This window comes from Streptomyces bugieae, from assembly GCF_036352915.1.
Classification (GTDB): domain Bacteria; phylum Actinomycetota; class Actinomycetes; order Streptomycetales; family Streptomycetaceae; genus Streptomyces; species Streptomyces endophytica.
Genome location: NZ_JAZBJP010000002.1, coordinates 321,802 through 342,653 on the forward strand (window position 1 = coordinate 321,802; position 20,852 = coordinate 342,653).

The window sequence follows — 20,852 nt, forward strand, 5'->3', positions numbered from 1 at the left end:
GAGGGGTTCAGGCGGCGGAGGTGGGGGTGCGGTGGACGACGTAGCTGCGGCGGTCGTGGAAGCCGATGACGCGGGCGCCTTCGGCGAGCAGGCCGCCCAGGGTGTGCCGGACGGCCAGGCGCCAGGCGCGGGCGGCGCCGGCGTCCTGACGCCGGAGGGCCTCGATGTCGTCGGGTAGGTCCACGAGGACGGTGGCGGCGTCGGCCGGGCCGGTTTCGGGGCGGCCGCCGTGGTTCCGTAGGGCGTGCGCCGCGTCGGCGAGCCCTACGGATGCGTAGCCCGGGGCCAGGGTCTCGGTGGGTGCGGTCAGGTCCCAGGCGGTCAGGACGCGGTCGGACTCGTCTCCGCCGTTGATGGCGTCTTCCATGGCGCCGTAGAAGGAGGTCAGGTACTCCTCGGGGCGGGCGCCGAGTTTGACGAGGTTGAAGTGGGCGTTGCGGCGGATGAGCGGGTCGTAGGTCCAGGTGATGCGCTTCAGTCCGCGGGCGAGCGCCCACTGGCGCTGGTGCAGTTTGAGGGCCAGGCCGATGCCGCGGCCCATGGCGGCTCCGGTGATGTGGGAGTGCAGGGTGGTGGCTATGGGGTCGCCGAAGAAGGCGACGGAAGCGCCGATCAGCCGGCCGTCCTCGTACGCTCCGGCCACGTAGTTGCCGGCGTGCGACAGGGCGCGCATGACCTCCGCGGAGACGGGTGGGCTGGTGGTGTCCCGGCCCCAGATGCGGGCGTAGAGGCGGCTGGCGGTGGCGAACTCCTCCATGGCGTGGAGTTCGCGGATCTCGGGTCCGTTCATCGCAGTGCTCCGACGAGGCGGGCCAGGAGCCGGGCGCGGACCGGCATGGTGGCGGTGATGACGTGTTCGTGGTCGGCGTGCGCGCCGTCGCCGACGGCGCCGAGTCCGTCGAGGGTGGGGCAGCCGACTCCGGCGGTGTAGTTGCCGTCGGATGCTCCGCCGACGGCCGCTTGCCGCAGCGGGCCGAGGCCGAGCTGTGCGGCCTGTTCGGTGGCCAGGGCGAACAGGTCCCGGGAGGCGTCGGCGTCCAGGGGCGGACGGTTGGGGCCGCCGTCGATCTGCAGACGGGTGCCGCTGAGCTGGGGTTGCAGGGTCCGGATGAGCTGGTCGACGGCTTCCTGTGCCGCGGCGGTGGGAACGCGGACGTCCAGGTGCAACTCGGCCCGGGCGGGCACGGTGTTGCTCGCGGTGCCGGCCGACATCAGGGTCGGGGTGAGGGTGGTCCCGGGCCCGGTGCGCGCGGTGACGCTGTCGGCGAGGTGTTGCAGGGCGAGGAGCTGGTGGGCGAGTTCGGTGGCCGCGTTCACGCCCTTCTCGGGTTCCAGTCCGGAGTGGGCGGCCCGGCCGTGCACCGTGATGTCGTAGGCGGAGACGCCCTTGCGGCTGGTCTTCAACTCGCCCCCGGGGGCCGAAGGTTCGAGGACGAGGGTGGCGGCGCACTGACGCGCGAGGTCCTCGATGAGCGGGCGGGAGGTGCCCGAGCCGACCTCCTCGTCGCCGGTGACCAGTACGCAGAGGCCGTCGAGGGACGGGAGCGAGGCCAGGGCGTGGAACATCTGCACCAGGCCGGCCTTCATGTCGAAGACGCCGGGGCCGCGGGCGATGCCCTGCTCGACCGACCAGGGGTGGGTCTTGAGGGAGCCGATCGGCCAGACGGTGTCGTGGTGGCCCAGGAGCAGCAGGCGCGGCGTGCCGAAGGTCCACTGGACGTGGGTGACACCGTCGATCACCATCGTCCGCGCGGGGGCACCGAGCAGTCGGCTGCCCTGCGCGGCGACGACCTGGGCGCTGCGGGCCAAGGCCGCGTGGTCGGCGGAGTAGGACTCGCAGGTCACGAGTTCTTCGAGGTCGGCGAGCATGGCGTCGAGGCCCGCCGGGTGCTCCGCCGGCGCGGAGAGGGATGCAGGGTCAACCGGCACGTGAGTCCTCCAGGGGTGGGATGACCGCCACGCTAGGCACGCCGGCCAGGGCCGGGTTGGTAGCCCGGTGACAAACTGAGCAGCCGGTTCGTGCCCGGAACCGAAGTCGTGGGGAACGGCGGTGCCCGGCGGGTCGGACGGCCCGCGGGAGCGGCCGCCTGCCTGGGGTGGCCACCGGCCGTCGGCACCATTCCGGGAGGTGCGCCGGGTGCCGCCGATATCCTGCGTGACATGGTCAACTCGTATGCAGGCCTTGACGACGTGGGGGTCGCGACAGCAGCGGCCCGTGCCGGCGCGGACGTCGTGCGCAGCATGTACGGCCAGCGGCTCATCCGCATCGACAAGGGCGCCGGGGACTTCGCGACCGCCGCCGATGTGGCGGCCGAGAAGGCGATCCTCGAGGTCATCCGTGCTGCCCGGCCCGACGACGCCGTCCTCGGCGAAGAGGGCGGGCAGCAGGGTGCCACGGAGTCCGCGCGCCAGTGGCTGGTGGATCCCTTGTGCGGCACGCTGAACTACGCCGTCGGCACCATGCTGGTGGCCGTCAACGTGGCGCTGCACGACGGGGCGGCCGCGGTGGCCGACCCGTTCGGTGGCGAGGTCTTCTGCACCGACGGTGAGACCGCCTGGGTGCGCAACGACGGTGCCGATGCCCAGCTGGCACCGACGCCCGCCAGTCAACTCGTGGACGTCAATCTGGACCCGCCGTTTCCCAGCGCGCCCGGTTTCCGGGCCGTGGACCTGCTGGCCCACCCGGGGTTCATCGAACGGTTCCGGCCCCGCGTCGCCTCCTCGACGCTGGCGCTGGCCTGGGTCGCCGCCGGCAAGCGCGCGGCATACGTGACCGACGGCGGCGACCTGTCGGGGAGTGTGCATTTCGCCGCCGGCATCGCCCTGTGCCGGGCCGCCGGCTGCGTGGTCACCGCGATCGACGGCACCCCGGTCGGGCAGACCGGCCGCGGCCTGGTCGTGGCCGCCGACCGCGAAACCCATCAACTTCTGATGTCGATGGTCCGTGGCCGCTGATCCATAGCTCGGCACCGGGGCTTAGGGGCCATCGTCGGACCGGCATCAACTCTCCTGCCGAATAAGGAAGTTAGGTGCCCATCAGGATGATCGCAGATGGTCGACGGCAGCCCTGGCGGACCGGCCGATCGCACGGTTCGAGGGGCTGTCGGTCTGCCTGGGACGGGGTGCGCAGGAAGCGGGCGTACTCCAGCGCGATGGGAATCCTGAAAACGGAGGCCAGGACGACCCACGAGTCGGCGCCGTAGCCGAGCCGGGCGTGGGCTCTGACGCCCTGCCCCCGGCATCAGCTGTCATTCCGCCGACGCGGTGGGGGCCGATCCGGTCGGAGTGGGGTCCGTGCCACCGGCGCGTGCCCCTCCGCCGTCCCCGGGGCCCATCAGGCGGAGTTGCAGCATCGCGGCAAACCGGGCGGACGGGTCCTGCAGGTCCAGCTGCCCCACCTCGGCCACCCGGCGGATGCGGTAGCGGAACGTGTTGGGATGGACGAACACGCTCGCAGAGGCGGCGATGACGTCCCCGAAGGCGTCCAGCCACGCCCGCAGCGTTTCGACGAGGTGGGCGTTGTGCTTGGCGTCGTAGGCCGCCAGCCGGGCGAGCGGGCCGGAGAGCTCGTCGCGGTTGGCGATCGCTAGGTCCCGCATCTCGAGGAGGAGGGCGTCGACGTACACGTCGGCGATCGCGGCGACGCGCTGGGCGCTCTCGCCGCTGAGCAGCACGCGGAGCGCCCGGTCGGCATTGGCCCGCGAGCGCGGGAGGGCGGCGGGCTCCTGGGCGACCGAGCCGATCCCGATGACGACCCCGGCCCGGTCACCGGTGCGCTCCAGGAAGTTCGTCGCCACCTGCACGGCGCGTTCCCGGGCGTGCGCCGAATCCCCGCTCACCGGGAAGAGCGCGTACGCCACGTCTCCCAACAGCGCCACCGCGGAACGGGGCCGGACGGCCGTGAGGTGGACGGCCAGGGCGCTGGTGAGGCGCTGGCGCTCGGCGGCGAGGTGGGCGTGGTCCTCACCGGCGCCGCGGGCCAGCCCCATCGCCATGACCAGGGTGGGTTCGGTCACCAGGCCCAGCCGGCCGAGCGCGTTGACCGCCCCTCCCCCGCCCTCCAGAGCGGTGGTGACGAGGTCGGCGCGCAGCCGGTTCTCGGCGTCGGTGCCCGCGCGGAACCGGAGGATGTGGAGCGCGGCGAGCTTGGCCGCCTCCCGGAACGCCTGGTCGCGCTCGGGGGTGAGCGGTTTCCGCAGCGCCGCCCACACCGACCCCAGGATCTCGTCCCCCGCACGCACCGCGATCGCCACACGCGGCAGCGCGACCTCGTCACCGATGGTCGGCGGAGGAACATACACCGGGCCCTCGCTGCGGTACAGCTCCTTGAAGATGCCGGCCTCCTCATGGACGCGGAGGTAGCGCTCGGGCACCTGCCGGGCCAGGATGCTCTCGACTCGGGCGGTATCCGCCTCGTCCTGCCGACCGGAGAAGGCCAGGATCCGCGAGCGGCGGTCCTCGATGGTGATCGGGGCGTCGAGCAGGGTGGCGATCGCGTTCGCCAGGGCGAAGAGGTCACCGGACGGCACGCCGCCGAGCGTGTGCGCCCCCGCTTCGCCGACGTCCCCTTCGGACAGCAGCGTGCGCAGCATCGCCGCCAGCTGGGCCCAGGACGCTCCGCGGGTCAGGGCCAGCAGCGCCACACCCGTCTCGGCCACGACCTGTTCCAGCTCCTCCGCGCCCTCGACCGGGCCCCGGACGACCAGGGCCGCGGCCCGATGGTCGGCGAGGTCCCGCAGGAGCCGGGACGTCTGCTCGGCGCCATGGACACCGACGCCGAGCACGATGGCACGCTGCGGATAGTGCTGCTCGTCATGCGGATCGTGGATGCCGACGCCGCCGATCTCCCCGGCCGCCCCGGCGTCGCCGTGCACCAGGTCCAGAAGAGTGGAGCCGAGGTCCTCGAGCACCCGGCTCAAGCCTCGGGCGGGGCGCGTCGACATGTGCCTGATCATCTCCGCAGGTTAGGGCCGTTGCCGGCCCCCGGCTTGGTGCGTGCGGACGAGGATAAGGGAGGAGGTCCGTATCCGGGAACGAACGCGGATGATCACGAACCTGGTCGATCGAACGGATCGGCTCGCCACAGCCGGGAAAGCGCCGTGTCGACCAGCGCCTCGATCATGTCCAGCACCTCGACTCCCGCGGCTTTCGCCAGCTGGTCGACGTGGGCGTGCGCGGTGTTGCACGGAACGGCGGCGCAGCCGGCCCCGGCCCTCTGCAGCCAGCGGGCGCCCTCGACCAGCGCCGGCACCGGCGAGGGCCCCTCGCCCAACAACGCCGCGGAGCGGGACGCACCCGCCTCCTCCCCGCACCACCTCGTGTCGCGCGGGACCTCCGTAACCGGTGGAGGCCAACCGCCCGAGAGACAGACCTGGCGGGCACGACGGGCACGACGCCGACGATCCATGATCACTCAAGGGAAACGGCCCCATGCATTCATGGCGGCCATGCATTCATGGCCGCCGGAGGAATCACCGATGACAGGGACAACTGACACGGGCGACTGACAAGGACAACGTTCCGGGCCGGACCGGAACGACACGGCAAGCGCGGCCGCAGGCCGGTCGGCACTCTCAACCTTGCGATGCGAAGGACGGACTGATGGGTTCTCTTCATCCGGGCGGATTTGATCTGGACGGACGTGTGGCTCTGGTGACCGGCGCGACCAGTGGCATCGGGTCCGCCACCGCGGCGCTGCTGGCCGAGCGGGGTGCGCGCGTGGTGGTCGCAGGCCGGGACCGGGCCCGCGGCGAGCGTCTGGTCACCGCCATCCGTGACCGCAACGGCACGGCCGACTTCGTCGCCGCCGACCTGAGCCGGCCTGAGTCGGTGCGGCAACTTGCCCGGGACGCCGCGGAGTTGGGCGGCGAACGGGTGGACATCCTGGTCAACAATGCGGGCATCTACCCCTTGGGGCCGACGGAGCAGGCGCAGCAGAGTGACGTGGACGCCGTCTACGACCTGAACGTGAAGGCCCCGTTCTACCTGGTGGCGGCACTCGCGCCCGGGATGGCCGAGCGGGGTGGCGGGGTGATCGTCAACCTGAGCACGATGGTGGCCGAGTACGGGGCCGCAGGGGCGGCGTTGTACGGGTCGAGCAAGGCAGCCGTAGAGCTGATGACCAAGGCATGGGCGGCCGAGTACGGCCCGCGCGGTGTGCGGGTCAATTGCGTCCGGCCCGGTCCGACCCGCACGGAGGGTACCGCCGACATGGGCGGGGACCTCGCCGCCCTGGCCGCTCAGGCCCCCGCCGGCCGCACGGCAGCACCGGAGGAGGTCGCGGAGGCGATCGCCTACCTGGCCAGCGACGCGGCGAGCTTCATCCACGGCGCGGTGCTGCCCGTGGACGGCGGCCGCACCGCCGTCTGAACCCGGTCGCCCGGCACCGCGCAGGACGCAAGGTGCCGGAGGGTGCCGGAAGGGGCCGGGGGGTGCCGGCGCGAAGAACACCAACGCTCTGACCGATCGTGCCCTTCGGGCCGCGAATCAGCGCAGCTCGCTTGCCGGCCAGGCACGCGGGTACGGCACGCGCAGCGACGTGGCCGCCACCGGGGTGTGGTCGGCGGCGGCGTGGAGGCGTCCTTCGCGCAGGACGACGGCACCGCTGCGGAGCATCGTGCCGACCAGCTCGGTGGCGAGCGCCTCGGGCGTGCGGTCCAGGAGCCGTGCCGCGTCGGTCAGCCACGCCCGTCCGTACAGATAGGGCTCGACCTCGTCGGCCGGGATACCGCCACGGATCATCAGGGCGAAGGCGAGGATGCGCCGGGCGCCGTACCAGACCGCCCCGTCCGGGTCGTCGACGAGGCGCTGGGCGCGGCGCAGCGCGGCGCCGAACGCGGCAGCGGGGTCGGCGGGGATCGGGCCGTGCGAGGGAAGGATCACCCGGGGTGCCAGGTCGGCCATCCGCTGGAGGGAGGCGAGCGCCGTCATGGCCGCGTCGGGCCCGTCGAGCGCGAGGTTCACCCAGCCGACGTCGTAGTCCGACAGCGCGTCCCCGGCCACGAGGAGCCGCTCGTCCGGCTGCCACAGGGCGAGGTGACCGGGGGTGTGCCCGGGGGTGCGGACCACTTCCCAGTCGGTGTCGCCGAGCTGGAGGACCTGCCCGTCGTCGAGCGAGATGTCGACGGTGTACGGGGCGACGGGCTGGTCGAGGTATTCCGCCGCGCAGCAGCCCGGGTCCCGGCGGGAGATCGCCTCCGCCTCGGGCTTCCCGGCCGCGACGGCGGCGCCCCTCGTCTGGAGGAGGGCGTTGCCGCCGACGTGGTCACAGTGCCAGTGGGTGTTGACCACCATGGCGACCTCCCCGGCGTGTGCACGGGCCCAGGCGGCCGTCTCTTCGGCATGCGCCACGAACCCGCTGTCGACCAGGGCCGGTTGGCGCCCCGGGAGCAGCAGCAGGTTGGCGTCCGGGAACGGCCTCTGCCGCCATATCACCCAGGACGGCAACGACGGCTGCGGGCTCACCGCTCGGTCCGGTTCACTCGGATCAGCGTCTGCTGCCCGTTGGCGACGAGATTCCGTCGGTCGTCCTGGACGCCGAACACCTCCAGCCGGCACACGGTCAGGGTGCGTCCGGACTTCAGGACCGTCCCGACCGCCTCGATGTGGTCGCCGACGGCGGGCGACAAGAGGTTGATCTTGTACTCGACGGTGAGCACGTCGGTGTCCTCGGGGAACAGTGTGAAGGCCGCGTAGCCGCCGGCGCTGTCCGCGATGGCGCTGGTGGCTCCGGCGTGGAAGTAGCCGTGCTGCTGGGTCACTTCGGGGCGGCTCGGGAGCACGATGTGCACGCGACCGGGGCCGATATGCGCTATCCGTGCACCGAGGTGGCTCATCAGCCCCTGGCGGTCGAAGCTGTCCTGGATGCGCTTCTGCACCTCGGGAGTGGCCTCTTCCAGCTGCGTCTGCTCTTCCACGTGTTCTCCTTCGACGGACATCACGGCGTCGCGACGGACATCAGGGCGTCGCGACACATCACTGCGGTTCCACGGACATCACGGTGTGCGTACGAGGGTGGGGCGGATGCCTCAGCCGGCGAGGCGTTCCACCAGCAGGAGCCCACCGATGACGATCATCATGGCACCGGAGACCCGGGTGACCGCGCGGGCCGCCGAAGGACGGGTCGTCAGGACGGTGCGGGCCAGGACGCCGACGGTGAGGTAGACGAGGGCGCAGGCGGTCATGTGCAGCACGCCGAGCAGCCCGGTCTGCGCGGCGACGGGCCAGCCGCCCGCGGGGTTGATGAACTGCGGGAACAGCGAGAAGTACAGCAACAGTGCCTTGGGGTTCAGGCCGCTGGTCCCGACACCCTTGAGCATGATCCGCCCGCGCGAGGCGACCGACGCCGGGGAGGCGGTCGTCTCCGTAGCCGTGGCCAGGGCTGCCGGCCGCGACAGTACGCCCCAGCCCAGCCAGATCAGGTAAGCGGCACCGGCGACGGTCAGTGCGGTGAGCACGGTGGCCGAGCTCGCCACGATCACCACCAGTCCGGCCACGGCGAGCAGCGTGTATCCCGCGTATCCGGCTATCAGCCCGGCGACCGCGGGCACGACCGACCGGTCCCGCAGCCCCGCCGAGATCGCATAGGCCCAGTCCGCGCCCGGAGTGAACACCAGCAGCAGATCCACCGCCAGAAATGCCGCCACCGTCGTCGTGTGCATCGATCGGTCTTCCCTCTCACGTTCCTTGTTCTGAGAGGGAAGGCTAGGTCGGACATGCCCGAAAGTGTTTCCGTTCTTTCCCCATGATCGCGGCCGGTGGGGGAGAATCTTCTCCATGGATGCCCTTGACCGGAAGATTCTTACCGAGCTACAGCAGGACGGCCGTCTGACCATCACCGAGCTGGCCGCCCGCGTGCAGCTGAGCGTCTCGCCCTGCCACCGCCGCCTGCGCGACCTCGAACGCGAGGGCGCCATCCGCGGCTACCGAGCCGTCGTCGACCCGGCCGCCATCGGCCTGAACTTCGAGGCCCTCGTCTTCGCCACCCTGCGCTGGGAGGACCGCGACACCGTCACCGCCTTCGAAGAGGCCGTGACCGCCATCCCGCACGTCCTCCAGGCCCAACGCCTCTTCGGCGAACCCGACTACCTCCTGCGCGTCGCCACCACCGACCTGGCCGCCTACCAGCAGCTCTACGACCAGCAGCTGGCCAAGCTGCCGGGCGTCCAGCGGCTGACCTCCACCCTCGTGATGAAGCACGTGGTCGACGACCGACCACTGCCCGAGTAAGCGACCACGGCGCGAGGAACCGACCACTTACGTGAGTTGCCGCCGCGCTCCGGATCGCATCCTGCGGCGGCGGCCGTCACGTATCCCGTGCGGAGTGGACGGGACGTCTGACTCAGATCACTGAAGGTGCGATTCCAGGGCGGCGTAGACCTTCCGCCAGGCATCGGCGCCGGCCTTCGGCTCGTAGTCTTCAGGGCGGTCCGCGCAGGCGAAGCCGTGCCGGGCTCCCGGGTACGTCACCAGCTCGTGCGGCACCTTGGCCGCGGTGAGCCGCTGCTCGGCCTGCTCCCACTCCTCGGCCGGGATGATGTGGTCCAACTCGCCGCGGAAGCCCAGCAGGAAGGCGCCGCCCGCGGCGATCCGCTCGCTGGTCTCCAGCGGAGGCACCGGCCCCACCAGCGGGAAGCCGCTGTTCAGCAGCCACCCCGGGTAGAAGACGGCGGCCAGCTCGAAGCTCAGCTCGGTCGCGGCCCGCAGCGCGATGTGCCCGCCCATGCTCAACCCGAGGAAGGCCACGCCCCGCTCCCCGGCTGCCGCGCGCGCCGCCGTCAGTGCCGCCGAGGCGTCAGCCACCAGTTCGTCCCGGTCCAGCGCGCGCATCAGCACCAGACCTTCCTCGCGCTCCTCGGCCGAGTACCCGAGCGCGGTGCGACGGGCATTGCGCCAGTAGTAGTCGGGCGCCAGCGCCACGTAGCCGGCCGACGCCAACTCCGCGCAGGTGTCGCGGACATAGGCGTTCACTCCGTACAGCTCGGAGCAGACCACCACCGCGCCCCGCACCTCGCCCGCCGGGCGGTGCACATACGCCTCGATGCCACCGTCTTCGCCGAGTCTTTCCCACTGACCAGTCATCGGTCCCCCGTGTCCAGATCGCTGAATGTCGCCGCAATACTAGGCTCACGCAACGCCCGTCACACTGGACACGGGAAAACCAAGCAAGTTCGCGACCGTCGATCTCGACCGGCGGGAGCTCAGTCCCCGCTTCCCGAGTCAGTTCCGCTGCCGCCGGCGTTCCTGCTTCACCTCGCGGTCGATGGCCCAGGCGTCGGCGACCGGCCCGATGTGGCCGAGCTTGTCGGGGTTGCTCACCGAGCGGATGGTCTGGATCTGCCCGTCGAGCACGTCGAGCGCCAGGGTGTTGAGCACCTTGCCGTCCCGGTCGCGGAAGACCGCGCCCGGCTGGCCGTTGATCTCGTGCGGCGCGAACGTCACGTCGATCAGGGCCATCCACGGGAAGACGGAGGCAAGCAGCCGGGCCACGTTCTCGGCGCCGATGACGGCCCTGGCCAGCTGCGGGGCCTTGCCGCCGCCGTCGCCGACCATCGACACGTCGGCGGCGAGCAGTTCCTGCAGGCCGCCGACGTCGCCTTCACGAAGGGCGTCGAAGAACCGCGACGCCAGCTCCTCCCGCTCTCTGCGGACCGCTTCGAAGCGCGGCCGCCCGGCTTCCATATGCCGGCGCGCCCGCACCAGCAGCTGCCGGCACGCCGCCTCCGACCGCTCCACTGTTGCCGCAACCTCGTCGAACCCGAAGCCGAACACCTCCCGCAGCACGAACACCGCCCGCTCCAGCGGGCTGAGCCGCTCCAGCAGCATCAGCGCCGCCATCGACACCGAGTCGGCCAACTCCACCGACCGCGCCGGATCCTGGTACGGATCGCTCAGCAGCGGCTCGGGGAACCACGGGCCCACGTACTCCTCCCGCCGCACCCGCGCGGAACGCAGCACATCGATCGAGATCCGGGTCACCGTGGCCGACAGGTAGGCCTTGGTCGACGTGGGCCGGGTCGTCGAGCCGTCGAAGCGCAGCCACGTCTCCTGCACCGCGTCCTCGGCCTCCCCCACGCTGCCCAGAACCCGATACGCGATCGAGAACAGCAGCGGCCGCAGCTCCTCGAACTCCTCGACCTTGCTCACGCCGAATCCCCTCCCCCTGAACCCCGCCCGGCCGTACTCGCCGACGCAGACATCTTCTGGTGATCATCCGGACCGCGGGTGGGCCAGAGTAGCGCCCTCCGGGCCGGGTGGGCCCGGAGCCCGCAGCCGGGCTCGGGACCCGGCCCGGGCCCCGAGCCAGTTGCTGATGCCGTTCAGTGGAACTGCCCGGCCTCGTAGTCGCCGGCCGGCTGCTGGGAGATGACGTTCAGCCGGTTCGCCATGTTCATGAAGGAGATGGTGAGGACCAGGGCGGTGAGCTGCTCCTCGTCGTAGTGCTTGGCGGCGTTCGCCCACACCTCGTCGCTGACCCCACCGGCCGCGTCCGCAACCCGGGTTCCCTCCTCCGCCAGCTCCAGCGCGGCACGCTCGGCCTCGGTGAAGACCGTGGCCTCCCGCCACGCCGCGACCAGGTGCAGGCGCACCGAGGTCTCGCCGGCAGCGGCGGCCTCCTTGGTGTGCATGTCGATGCAGACGGCACAGCCGTTGATCTGGCTCACGCGCAGCGCCACCAGTTCCTGCGTCGCGGCCGGCAGCGGCGATTCCTTGAGCATCTTGCCCGCCGACATGACGTGCTTGAGGGCCTTGCCGGCGATCGGGCTGGCGAAGAAGTTCAGACGCGCTTCCATGGTGTGCTCCTCGGGTGGTCGTCAGTGACTACACCCCTGAGACGAGGTAGCCCGACCCCCTGTGACACGACCGAATGTGACCTGCCTCTCCTCCTGTCCAGGCACGTCGGCTGACGAAGTGCCGGTCCGCCCATCAGGGCGTGCGCCGCGGCGGTCGGGCGGCGCGCGAAGGCCTCCCGGTGAGCGGTGCGGTGAAACGGGCGGCCAGCGGGGCGGCCAGGACGATGAGGGCCACCGTCATCGCAACCGGTCCCGTGCCGAAGGATCCGGTCACCGCGTTGGCGACGGCCAGCTCCGGCGTGGTCGTCGGACACACATACCCCTCGGTCGAGCAGGCGGCCAGGACGCTCTGAAGGCCCATTCCCCAGGTCCAGACACCTGCCAGCAGCCACCCGCCGATCAGGCACGCGGGGACAACGGCCAACTTCAGGAACCGCGGGATGCGTTGCGCCTGTGGATCGCCCCGGAACCACTGGGCCCCGACCACCGTGAGCCAGCCGCACAGCAGTACCGCGGCGCCGGCCAGCGCGGCCAGGAACGACGGGGCCAGCGGCGTGCCGGAGAGGCCGAAGCCGGCAACCCTGGTGTAGAGCGCGAGCCGGCTCCCGGCCACTATCCCGCCGGCCACGATCAGGCCGGTGAGCGCCAACCGGCCGAGCCGGGCCGGCGCCGGGCCGCCCGCGTACCACTGGTGACGCCACAGGGTGAACCCCACGAACAGGGTCAGCCCCACGCCGACGACGAAACCGCAAAGAACCACGGTGAAGTTCTTCTGCCCGTAGACCCGCAGCAGCAGGTCCTGGAGCATCGGCAGCAGCACACCGGCGACGGTCGCACCGAGAAACACCCGCCCCGGCGAGGAGGCCAGCACGCGCACCGGTGTCCTGGCCACATCCAGCCGGTCGATGCCCATGGGGTGATGGCGCAGCCAGGACCGCAGCCGTGCCGCACCCGTCCCGTCCGCCCTGCCGTTCTCTGCCCCCAGGGCGGCGAGCAGTCCCTCCCGGTCGGTCATTCCGGCATGCAGGTCGGCATGGTGCTCGCGGATCCGCAGGTAGGCGCGGACGATCAGCTCGCCGAGCAGTGTGAGCAGGAGGACCCGGACCAGGGCGACCACCAGGTCTCCCGGTGTGGAGTAGTGGTTGAGCATGCTCAGGGTCACGGCGAAGGCGATGAAGGCCCCGGCGAACAGGTTGGAGGGACGGAACACCGTCACCATGTTGTACGTCTGCAGATCCCTGCCGCGCAGATGCGCCAGCTCGTGCCGGACCACGGCCTCGAAGATCCGCCGGCCGTGATCGCCCTTCTCGCGGAGCACCAGCAGTTCCGGGCCGAGCATCAGCAGAGGCCGACGTCGCTGGCCGGTGACATACGCTCCCGACGTCAGCCGCCGGTCCACCATGACGACCGGCTCCCGGCTCAGCCGGGCTTCCCGGACCAGGCCCTCCACCGCCTCGACGGCGCCGTGGAACGGGGTCTCGGCCAATGGCGTGGATCGCCGACGCCGGCGCCGGCTGGTGTGCAGACCGAACACGATGCCAGGCGTGAGCAGCATCAGAAGGTGGTTGAACGTACCGCTGACCATCGCGCCAAGGTCCCTCGGACAGTTCAGGAACTCACCCGTGCACGGCCCTGTCACGGGTGCCTCGACCGTGGCCATCCACAGTGCGAAGAACAGATCCTGGGCCAGGACCGTGACCCCCAGCAGGATCAGCATCAATGACATATCGGAGGGGAACGCCTCGATGTCGAGCGAGGCGGAATGTCGCGGAGAGGCAGACGAATTCACGATGCCGGCTCCTGATCCCCGCCGGGTCTCAGCAGCGCCAGTTCACCCACCACGCCATCGGCGCGTTGCAACGGAGTGTCCCGCAATGTGGACGTACGAGCGCGGGGTCGTGAGAGCAGCGGGAAGGCGGCCGGTTCGTCGGGCGCCGCCCGTGCCACCACACGCCGGGCGAACTCCTCGCGCGAGACGGTGATGGTGTCGGTCCGTGAGTTCGCCGTGTGTCCGGAGTGCTGAGGCACCGCATTGTCCTCTCTCCGCTCAACCCTGCCTGGAGGCCAAACTCCTACCGCATGGCTGAAGTTGTGCGCAAAGCTCGCGCACAGGGTTCCGGCAGTACGGTATGGGCGGCCCTGGTGGACCTCGCCGGGCCTCGCCGGGATCTTGTGCCGCCGGCCGGGCACGAACCGGTCCGGTTGTGCCACACCTACGGTGTGATGAGCCAGCCAACAGGTCGACGTCCGCCCGCTTTCGCGCAGGCCGGGCGAGGGGCAATGGGGTAATGGGCAAATGCGCAAGGGAGTGCGCTCGTTCGAAGTTTGCCGTCGCGCCGTCACGTCCTCCTGCCGCACGGGCGAAAACGAGCGTAGAGCATGGTGCACGAGCCGCACCGACGCACCAACTCTCAAGCGCACTAGGCTACTTGAGGCGCACACGCACACACCGATACGCAACCCGTCGGACACGCCCTGGTCATAGCGACACGACCACCCCTACCGCATGGTGGCCACTCAACCGCCCGCGCGAGATCCACGTCTCGGTGGCTACGATCCCGGGCGCGGTCGATACGCGCAGGCACCGTGGGGCGGACAACGTGGCGGGGCCCGGGAGTCGTATCCAGCTCCCGGGCCCCTGGGGATGCCACCCAATTGCGCACGCCGGCGGCGTTTAAGAGGACGGATCAGTCATCAGGCCGTCGTGTTCTTCCGTTGAAACTACCGCACCGTGAAGAGGTGCAGGCGAGAGTCGAACTCGCACCCGACGGCGTTCGTCCGTCCCCGGTCGATCCGGCGATCGGCGGCAATGCTGAAGCTGGAGCGAGAGTCTGAGATTGAGACGGTGTGCCTCTGCCATGTTGGGCTACCCCGGCCCGTGGTGCCGGGGGAAGGACTCGAACCTTCACTGCGAACCGCTTCTTCAGGCTGAACTTCAGTTTCAGCTTGCGCTCATGACACGGACCGGTCCTCAATCCGGCCCGTGCCTGTTGCGCACCCCCGCGCTCGCACGCGGGGGCGATCATGGATGCTACCCGCGGCCGTCGCCAGCCGACCAGGAATCGGCTTGCGCCAGCCGACCAGGTAGCGGCTTACCTCGGCCGAGGAGGTAGCGGCCGGCGTCAGCCGAAGAGGTAGCCGAACACCGCGTCGCCGACGCGCTGGTCGGTGACCTCGGTGCCGTTGGCCTCCTCGCGGGCGAACTTGACCGCCTGCTGGAGCTTCTCGACCCGCTCCAGCAGTTCGTTCACCCGGCGCGCCGGGAGTGCTCCGGAGAACTTCACCGTCGTCCAGTATCCGATCGGCACGTCCTCGTAGTACACCTCGACCTGCGCCGGGTGCTTGTCGGTCGCCTCCGCCTTGACGTGGTTGCGCGGCACCTTCTTCGTGCGGATCGTGCGGACCGGGTCCGTCTTCCACCAGTCCGTGGACGGGTCGAGGGACCAGGACTCGGCGGCGTCGAGCACCGGGAGCTTCTTGACGAAGGTGTGCAGGTCCGTGAGCTGCTTCTCCAGGAAGAGCAGGTAGCTGACCGGAACCTCGGCGAGGATCGTCCGCCCGTCGACCGTGACGTCGGCACGGGCCGCGCAGTTGGCCCAGTCCTTGGTGGCCGTCACGTCGAACAGCCGGGTCAGCGACGCACCCATCTCGCGCAGCACGTCCTCGGACTTGACCTGCACCCGCGTGGACTCGGGCGGCAGCTGCTCGCCCTCTTCGTCCTTCGGCTGATAGGTACGCGAGATACCGGCCAGCAGTGCGGGCTTCTGCACCCTGTGGTGAGCCGCGGTGATGTCCTGGAGCGACTTGCTCTTGACGCCCTTTTCCACGGCGATGATCTGGTTCAGCTTCGCCACTTCGTCCCCCTTCGAACAGCAGAAACATATCCCACAGACCTCGAACTCTCGAACGCTTTTCGACCCGCGGGCACCACGCCCGACAGGAGTCGATACATCGATACTTGGAATCCCCAAGTTGGTACTTGGAAAACCCAAGTACCGCCGCTACGCTGCCTCCCCATGGTCAGTAGCAGCAGGAATGACGGATACGAACTCTCCACGGACCCCGACCGTCTCGACGTCGGGCTGATATACCGCTGGCTCTCGACCGACGCGTACTGGGCGCAGGGCCGCAGCCGGGAAACGGTCGAGGAGTCGGTGCGCAACTCCCTCAACTTCGCCATCCATGACGCCGCCGGCCCTCAGGTCGCGTACGCGCGCGTCGTCACCGACCGGGCAACCTTCGCCTGGCTCTGCGATGTCTACGTCGCTCCCGCGCACCGGGGCAAAGGCCTCGGCACCTGGCTTGCCGGCGCCGTCCGCGACCACCTTGCCCGGTACCCGCTCAAGCGCGTCCTGCTCTCCACGCTCGACGCTCACGGGGTCTACGCGCAGGTTGGCTTCGCCCCCGTACCGAACCCCCAACAACTGATGATCTTGAACCCGGCGCGGCGCCATGAAGCGGCGACCGGCCACAGCCCCAACTGATCGTGATGCGATCCGAACCGAGCCGGCCGCCGCTCCGCGAGACGAGACAAGGCAAGGCAAGGCAAGGCAAGGCGAACCAGGCCGGAGAAGAGCGAGGGAGTCAGCTGTGCGTGTGGTGATCTTGTGTGGCGGGGAGAGCTCGGAGCGCGACGTCTCCCTGGCCTCGGGGCGATCGGTCGCCGGGGCCTTGCTGGAGCGGGGGCACGAGGTGGTGCTGGTCGACCCGGCGGCCGCGGTGCCGGTCCTTGCCGGTCCGCTGCAACCCGGTTCCGGTGACGCGGTCGACGGGTTCGCGGTGGGTAAGGAGCCGCCGTCCTCCGCAGACGTGCCTGAGCTGAGGCGGCGGATGCATGCCGCCTTGACCGGCGGTCCGGTCCTGGAGCTGCTGCGCGACGCGGAGTTGGTGTTCCTGGCGTTTCACGGCGGCTGGGGCGAGGACGGGCATGTGCAGGCACTGCTGGAGATGGCGGGCGTACGGTTCACGGGCGCCGGCAGCGCGGCATGTGCGGCGGCCTGGCACAAGGGGCGTGCACAGGCGGTACTGGGGGCGGCGGATGTCCCGGTGAGCGAGCGGGTGCTGTGGCGGCCCGCGCCAGGCGACGTGCCGCCGGGCGTGCAGCGGCTGGTGGCGGCGGGACCGGTGGTGGTCAAGCCGGTCGCGGACGGTTCGAGCGTGTCGGTCCACTACGTCGACTCGCTCCCGCAGCTGGCGCGGATCGTAGCCGAGACCCGCTCCGGTGAGGCGGAGCTCATGGTGGAGCCGTTCCTTCCCGGGCGGGAGTTCACCGTGGCCGTGGTCGGCGGCCAGGCGCTCCCCGTGGTCGAGATCGAGCTGACGACATCGGTGTTCGACTACACGGCCAAGTACCAGCCCGGCGCGGTCGGCGAAGTGTGTCCGGCAGCGGTACCGGACGAATTCTCCTCCCTCCTCCAGGAGTTGGCCCTGCGCGCGCATCACGCTCTCGGGTTCGGCGGCAACTCGTACTCACGTACCGACCTTCGCTGCGACGCCGGCGGCAAGCCCGTGTGCATCGAGGTGAACGCGCTCCCGGGCCTGACATCGACGAGCCTGCTGCCCCTCGCGGCGACAGGGGCGGGCTGGACCTACCCGGACCTGATCCAGCGCATCATGGATCTCTCCGCGCTGTCGACGCTCTCGACGCGCTGAGCAGGGACGCCTCCGCACCGGGCCGCCGCACGCCTGGCCTGCACCGGCGACCGCGGTCGCAGCCGGGACCTCATGGACCCGCCGTACACGATGGTCAGCCCTTGTTCAGGTGTATCCACCGGGGCCAGAAGCGGGCCGCAGCCTGGACCTCTCGGACGACCGGGCCGACGGCCTTGGTCGACTGGCTGTAGCCCTGGAAGAGCCCGTTGAGCATGGCGTCGTTCTCGGTCGGATTGTTGCGGTCGCTGTCCACCAGGTCCACGCAGCGCCGCCCTGCGTCGACGGTCGCATCGAGCCAGGACGACCAGGGGCCCTGCAGGTCGTGGTCCGGGATCGCCAGACGGCGCGCGGCGGTCGCGTCCTTGGTGAGCGCGGCACAGGTCCTGCGGAGCCGTTTCGAGTCGAAGCGGACCATGTCGCGCGGGCGGGAGTTCGCCGCCTGCACCATTTCGTCGAGTTGCTTGCGGAAACCGCCGTAGTCCTTGGTCAGTTGAAGGATGCTGCGTTGCCCGCTCACCTTGAACCAGGCCAGCAGTTGGAACGTCCGGATCCGTTCGGATGCCCGGGGCAGCGGTGGTGGGGACATGGCGGACGGTGTCTGTGCGGCCGCGGACTGTTGACTGGCAACCGCCGTCGGGCCGAAGGCGGCGACCGCGATCAGCAGGACCAGGCCGCTCAGGACGGCGAGGGAGCGGGTACGGGAAGGGGGCACGGGCGTCGAGGGCGTCGCCGTGGCCGGCCGGGGTTGCCCCGCCGAGGTCCACAGGCGCACTGCGCCGACCGCGCCTCTGACGACCGCGGCCAACAGCGCCGCGCCGACGACGGAGGACAGCACCAGACCGGCCAGGGACTGGGAGAACAACCAGCTCGCGGAGGGCAGCCAGTGGCAACTGTGGCCCATGGTCCGCAGCGGCCCCAGACAACCGTCCACGGAGCCGAGCGCGAACTGCCCTACCACCGCGACGGATTGGGCCACTCCCGCCGCGACGAGTGCACGAAGCAGCCGTCGGTGCCGGGCACCCACCGCCACCACCGCACCGGTCAGCACCACCCCCGCCCAGATCGCGGTGGCCGCCCACCACAGGTACAGCAGCGAGAAGGCGCCGTTGGGTGCTCCGAGCGGCGGCTGCCAGGTGTGCATACGAGCCATGACGACGGCCACCCCCGCCAGACAGGCGACGCCGCCGAGGAGCCCGGCCGTCACCGCCGACCGCAGGCCGCCGGCCGGGCCGTACACCCGGGCCCGCCAGCGCCAGAGAGCCAGGGGATACCCCCACAGGACCGCCGTCGCGCCGAGGAACAGTGCGTTCGTGCCCAGCATCGCCGCCTGCGGCATGGTCGCGGTGAACCAGTCGAGCTCCGCCGTGTGCTCGCTCCACGGCCCGGGAAACGCCTGGATCACCTGCTGCTGCAGGCCGCCGTGCGTGAGGATGTCTCCGGCCAGATACAGAAAGCCGAACCGCAGCCACCAGTTCAAGCCGGCCGCGGCCAGCAGGCAGGAGGCCAGCAGGGGCAGCCAGATCGCGGTACGCAACGAGGCACCGCCCAGCGTCCGCAGCCGCAGCCGTGCGCAGGCGACGGTCCACAGCGTGAACAGCACCGCACTGGCCAGGAGTACCAGCAGGACCTCGGGATGCTCGGGCAGCCACCCGGCGCCGCTGGTGATACCGGTCATCAGCTCACCGCAGGCCAGGCCGAGCCCCAGTGCGAGGCCGGAACGCAGACCGTCGGGCCCGCGTAGACCACGGTGCTCGGCATAGGCGAGCGACCGCCACGCGGCGACGGTGACGAGTACCGCGGTGGGCACGGCGGTTGCCCAGGTCGCTGTCGTGGTGCCCCACAGGGCGGACAGGGTGTGGGCGGAGACGAGGGCGGACCAGCCGGTCAGGAACATCTGCTCCGTGCCCAGGGAGAACAGCGCCGCCGGATCGGCCAGCGACCGCCTGCGCACGGACCAGGAGGGATGGGTGCTCCACAGCGCGGTCAGCCAACTCCACGCCCCCAAGAGGTAGTGGGGAAGCATACGAGAAGGGCGGCGGTCCCGGGCGCGGTGCCACACCTGGTGGTCGGCTCCCAGGGCGACGGCGTCCGCGTCGGCGTACAGCTCACGGTGGCGAAGGGTGTCGGCACGGGCCAGCACCACGAGGAACACCATGAACAAAGCGCTGGCCACGGCTCGCAGCAGCCCGGCTCGCCCGGCGGGCCAGAACACCGCGTCCGCCCCGTAGAACGCACCGAAGAACTGCGCGGCGACGAAGCTGCCCCCGTACAGCACCGTGTACGGCACGACGACCAGTGCCACAAAGACCCGCCACAGCGCCGTGACGGCATAGGCGACGTCCACGTCCCGGTTGCGGAGGTGGGCCAGTTCGTGCAGCACGACGGCGTGGAATCCGGCCCGGCTGTCGGCGCCGCCGCGCCGCGCGGGCAGCAGTCCGCCGTGCAGACAGACCGTGTGCCGCCCGGCCCGGCCGAACGCTTCGGCACCGGCGTCCAAGGAGGCCGGGGCCACCACGAAGGCCGGTACGGTACGCAGCCGCGCCGTGGCCACCAGACGCATCAGCTCGGCCCGCAACTCCCCGCTGGGATCCGCCTCATCGACGGTGATCACGCGTCCGCGCCTGGCTTTCCAGCGTGGCAGCCACAGGTAGAGCACGGCGGCCGACAGAAGCACCAGTACGGCGCCGGCAACACCGGGCAGGTCGGTGAGCGCGGCACTGGCGGGCACACAGTCCTTGAGTTCCTCCACCCCTCGGAGGTCGAGCCGCATCGCGTCGACCATCCGGCCGTTCGGATCGAAGCCCGCCGCGAACTTGCACAGGATCGCCTTGTCCTCCCAAGGCGCCAGCGCGAACATCCCGTTGACCATCTGGAGGGTCGCGACCACCATCACGAACACCAAAAGGGCGAAACGCAGGGTGGTACCCATCGGCAGGACCCGGGGGTCGATCCTGCCGTGCCGGGCGTCACCCGGGTCCGGTGGGGCGCCGCCTGGTACGGGCGGTGCGCTGCCGGCGCTCAGGACGCCTCCCCAACGTCGGACACCACACCCTGCACGTCCCCACTCACCGGCGCCACCTCCGCACGTCGCGTTCCCTGCAGCAACTACGTACAAAAGCAATGTAGTTGGCGGGCGCGGTGCTCGTCTGCCGTCCTGGAAGGTGCCGGGGACCAGGCCACCCGCAGTGACGCGCGGCACCAAGCTGAAGGCCGACCCGGGCGCGCTCGGGCTGGAGAGCCTGCTGGGCGAGGTGAACAAGCTGCAGCGGGTGCGGAAGCTGGAGCTGCCGCCCGAGTTGTTCGGGGACGTGTCGGAGAAGCTGCTGTCTGCCTGGCGGGCGCGGGCCGCCAAGGAGTACCCGTCCGACCTGATCGTGGCGGCCGGGCCGGTGCGGAGCACGTTGAAGG

The 20,852-nt window shown here is 70.7% G+C and carries 18 protein-coding genes; 5 read left to right on the forward strand and 13 right to left on the reverse strand.

Annotated elements, in window-relative coordinates; genetic code table 11:
- Positions 1–7: 7 nt before the first annotated feature.
- Positions 8–790: a GNAT family N-acetyltransferase gene (locus V2J85_RS06620; protein ID WP_330820900.1), complete on the reverse strand. Its 783-nt coding sequence runs from the start codon at positions 788–790 to the stop codon at positions 8–10.
- Positions 787–1,869, reverse strand: coding sequence for a M20 family metallopeptidase (locus V2J85_RS06625; RefSeq protein ID WP_330821414.1), 1,083 nt, complete (start codon positions 1,867–1,869; stop codon positions 787–789). The genes V2J85_RS06620 and V2J85_RS06625 overlap by 4 nt, the downstream gene beginning before the upstream one ends.
- A 291-nt stretch (positions 1,870–2,160) precedes the next feature.
- Between V2J85_RS06625 and V2J85_RS06630 the strand changes: the two genes are divergently transcribed.
- A complete protein-coding gene (locus tag V2J85_RS06630) occupies positions 2,161–2,955 on the forward strand; it encodes an inositol monophosphatase family protein (RefSeq protein WP_330820901.1) in 795 nt (264 codons plus the stop codon).
- A 293-nt stretch (positions 2,956–3,248) separates the two neighbouring features.
- Here V2J85_RS06630 and V2J85_RS06635 read toward each other — a convergent pair whose 3' ends face one another.
- Together V2J85_RS06635 and V2J85_RS06640 are read right to left on the reverse strand one after the other, a co-directional pair.
- Complete coding sequence (locus tag V2J85_RS06635; protein ID WP_330820903.1) at positions 3,249–4,943, reverse strand: PucR family transcriptional regulator; 1,695 nt, start codon at positions 4,941–4,943, stop codon at positions 3,249–3,251.
- Positions 4,944–5,047: 104 nt separating this feature from the next.
- A complete protein-coding gene (locus tag V2J85_RS06640) occupies positions 5,048–5,407 on the reverse strand; it encodes an aspartate/glutamate racemase family protein (RefSeq protein WP_330820904.1) in 360 nt (119 codons plus the stop codon).
- 194 nt (positions 5,408–5,601) lie between these two features.
- Here V2J85_RS06640 and V2J85_RS06645 point away from each other — a divergent pair, with 194 nt between their 5' ends.
- A complete protein-coding gene (locus tag V2J85_RS06645; protein ID WP_330820905.1) occupies positions 5,602–6,369 on the forward strand; it encodes an SDR family NAD(P)-dependent oxidoreductase in 768 nt (255 codons plus the stop codon).
- A gap of 117 nt (positions 6,370–6,486) precedes the next feature.
- Here V2J85_RS06645 and V2J85_RS06650 read toward each other — a convergent pair whose 3' ends face one another.
- From V2J85_RS06650 to V2J85_RS06660, 3 genes are all read right to left on the reverse strand, one after another.
- Positions 6,487–7,464: an MBL fold metallo-hydrolase gene (locus V2J85_RS06650; RefSeq protein WP_330820906.1), complete on the reverse strand. Its 978-nt coding sequence runs from the start codon at positions 7,462–7,464 to the stop codon at positions 6,487–6,489.
- On the reverse strand, positions 7,461–7,916 hold the full coding sequence (locus V2J85_RS06655; RefSeq protein WP_261957806.1) for a PaaI family thioesterase: 456 nt from the start codon (positions 7,914–7,916) through the stop codon (positions 7,461–7,463). The genes V2J85_RS06650 and V2J85_RS06655 overlap by 4 nt, the downstream gene beginning before the upstream one ends.
- 111 nt (positions 7,917–8,027) lie before the next feature.
- Positions 8,028–8,660 carry a LysE family translocator gene (locus V2J85_RS06660; protein ID WP_330820907.1) on the reverse strand — a complete coding sequence of 211 codons (633 nt, stop codon included), beginning with the start codon at positions 8,658–8,660 and terminating at the stop codon, positions 8,028–8,030.
- A gap of 115 nt (positions 8,661–8,775) precedes the next feature.
- Between V2J85_RS06660 and V2J85_RS06665 the strand changes: the two genes are divergently transcribed.
- Positions 8,776–9,228: an Lrp/AsnC family transcriptional regulator gene (locus V2J85_RS06665; RefSeq protein ID WP_261957804.1), complete on the forward strand. Its 453-nt coding sequence runs from the start codon at positions 8,776–8,778 to the stop codon at positions 9,226–9,228.
- Between the two features lie 117 nt (positions 9,229–9,345).
- Here the strand turns inward: V2J85_RS06665 and V2J85_RS06670 are convergent, their stop codons facing one another.
- From V2J85_RS06670 to V2J85_RS06690, 5 genes are all read right to left on the reverse strand, one after another.
- On the reverse strand, positions 9,346–10,080 hold the full coding sequence (locus V2J85_RS06670) for a dienelactone hydrolase family protein (RefSeq protein WP_330820908.1): 735 nt from the start codon (positions 10,078–10,080) through the stop codon (positions 9,346–9,348).
- A 138-nt stretch (positions 10,081–10,218) separates the two neighbouring features.
- Positions 10,219–11,145 carry an RNA polymerase sigma-70 factor gene (locus V2J85_RS06675; RefSeq protein WP_261957802.1) on the reverse strand — a complete coding sequence of 309 codons (927 nt, stop codon included), beginning with the start codon at positions 11,143–11,145 and terminating at the stop codon, positions 10,219–10,221.
- Between the two features lie 173 nt (positions 11,146–11,318).
- Positions 11,319–11,792, reverse strand: coding sequence for a carboxymuconolactone decarboxylase family protein (locus V2J85_RS06680; protein ID WP_261957801.1), 474 nt, complete (start codon positions 11,790–11,792; stop codon positions 11,319–11,321).
- A 133-nt stretch (positions 11,793–11,925) separates the two neighbouring features.
- A complete protein-coding gene (locus tag V2J85_RS06685; RefSeq protein ID WP_330820909.1) occupies positions 11,926–13,581 on the reverse strand; it encodes a M48 family metalloprotease in 1,656 nt (551 codons plus the stop codon).
- Between the two features lie 1,333 nt (positions 13,582–14,914).
- A complete protein-coding gene (locus V2J85_RS06690) occupies positions 14,915–15,646 on the reverse strand; it encodes a DUF7873 family protein (protein WP_261957799.1) in 732 nt (243 codons plus the stop codon).
- 162 nt (positions 15,647–15,808) lie between these two features.
- Here V2J85_RS06690 and V2J85_RS06695 point away from each other — a divergent pair, with 162 nt between their 5' ends.
- Positions 15,809–16,276: a GNAT family N-acetyltransferase gene (locus tag V2J85_RS06695; RefSeq protein WP_330820910.1), complete on the forward strand. Its 468-nt coding sequence runs from the start codon at positions 15,809–15,811 to the stop codon at positions 16,274–16,276.
- A gap of 106 nt (positions 16,277–16,382) precedes the next feature.
- Complete coding sequence (locus V2J85_RS06700; RefSeq protein ID WP_330820911.1) at positions 16,383–17,444, forward strand: D-alanine--D-alanine ligase family protein; 1,062 nt, start codon at positions 16,383–16,385, stop codon at positions 17,442–17,444.
- A gap of 94 nt (positions 17,445–17,538) precedes the next feature.
- On the opposite strand, the gene V2J85_RS06705 is transcribed toward V2J85_RS06700, so the two are convergent.
- Positions 17,539–20,373, reverse strand: coding sequence for a M48 family metalloprotease (locus V2J85_RS06705; RefSeq protein WP_261957796.1), 2,835 nt, complete (start codon positions 20,371–20,373; stop codon positions 17,539–17,541).
- Positions 20,374–20,852 lie beyond the last annotated feature (479 nt).

Excerpts from the sequence above, each read along its gene's own strand:
- V2J85_RS06620 (WP_330820900.1), bottom strand. The coding sequence starts at position 790 with ATGAACGGACCCGAGATCCGCGAACTCCACGCCATGGAGGAGTTCGCC.
- V2J85_RS06625 (WP_330821414.1), bottom strand. The coding sequence starts at position 1,869 with ATGCTCGCCGACCTCGAAGAACTCGTGACCTGCGAGTCCTACTCCGCC.
- V2J85_RS06630 (WP_330820901.1), top strand. The coding sequence starts at position 2,161 with ATGGTCAACTCGTATGCAGGCCTTGACGACGTGGGGGTCGCGACAGCA.
- V2J85_RS06635 (WP_330820903.1), bottom strand. The coding sequence starts at position 4,943 with ATGTCGACGCGCCCCGCCCGAGGCTTGAGCCGGGTGCTCGAGGACCTC.
- V2J85_RS06640 (WP_330820904.1), bottom strand. The coding sequence starts at position 5,407 with ATGGATCGTCGGCGTCGTGCCCGTCGTGCCCGCCAGGTCTGTCTCTCG.
- V2J85_RS06645 (WP_330820905.1), top strand. The coding sequence starts at position 5,602 with ATGGGTTCTCTTCATCCGGGCGGATTTGATCTGGACGGACGTGTGGCT.
- V2J85_RS06660 (WP_330820907.1), bottom strand. The coding sequence starts at position 8,660 with ATGCACACGACGACGGTGGCGGCATTTCTGGCGGTGGATCTGCTGCTG.
- V2J85_RS06665 (WP_261957804.1), top strand. The coding sequence starts at position 8,776 with ATGGATGCCCTTGACCGGAAGATTCTTACCGAGCTACAGCAGGACGGC.
- V2J85_RS06670 (WP_330820908.1), bottom strand. The coding sequence starts at position 10,080 with ATGACTGGTCAGTGGGAAAGACTCGGCGAAGACGGTGGCATCGAGGCG.
- V2J85_RS06680 (WP_261957801.1), bottom strand. The coding sequence starts at position 11,792 with ATGGAAGCGCGTCTGAACTTCTTCGCCAGCCCGATCGCCGGCAAGGCC.
- V2J85_RS06695 (WP_330820910.1), top strand. The coding sequence starts at position 15,809 with ATGGTCAGTAGCAGCAGGAATGACGGATACGAACTCTCCACGGACCCC.
- V2J85_RS06705 (WP_261957796.1), bottom strand. The coding sequence starts at position 20,373 with ATGGGTACCACCCTGCGTTTCGCCCTTTTGGTGTTCGTGATGGTGGTC.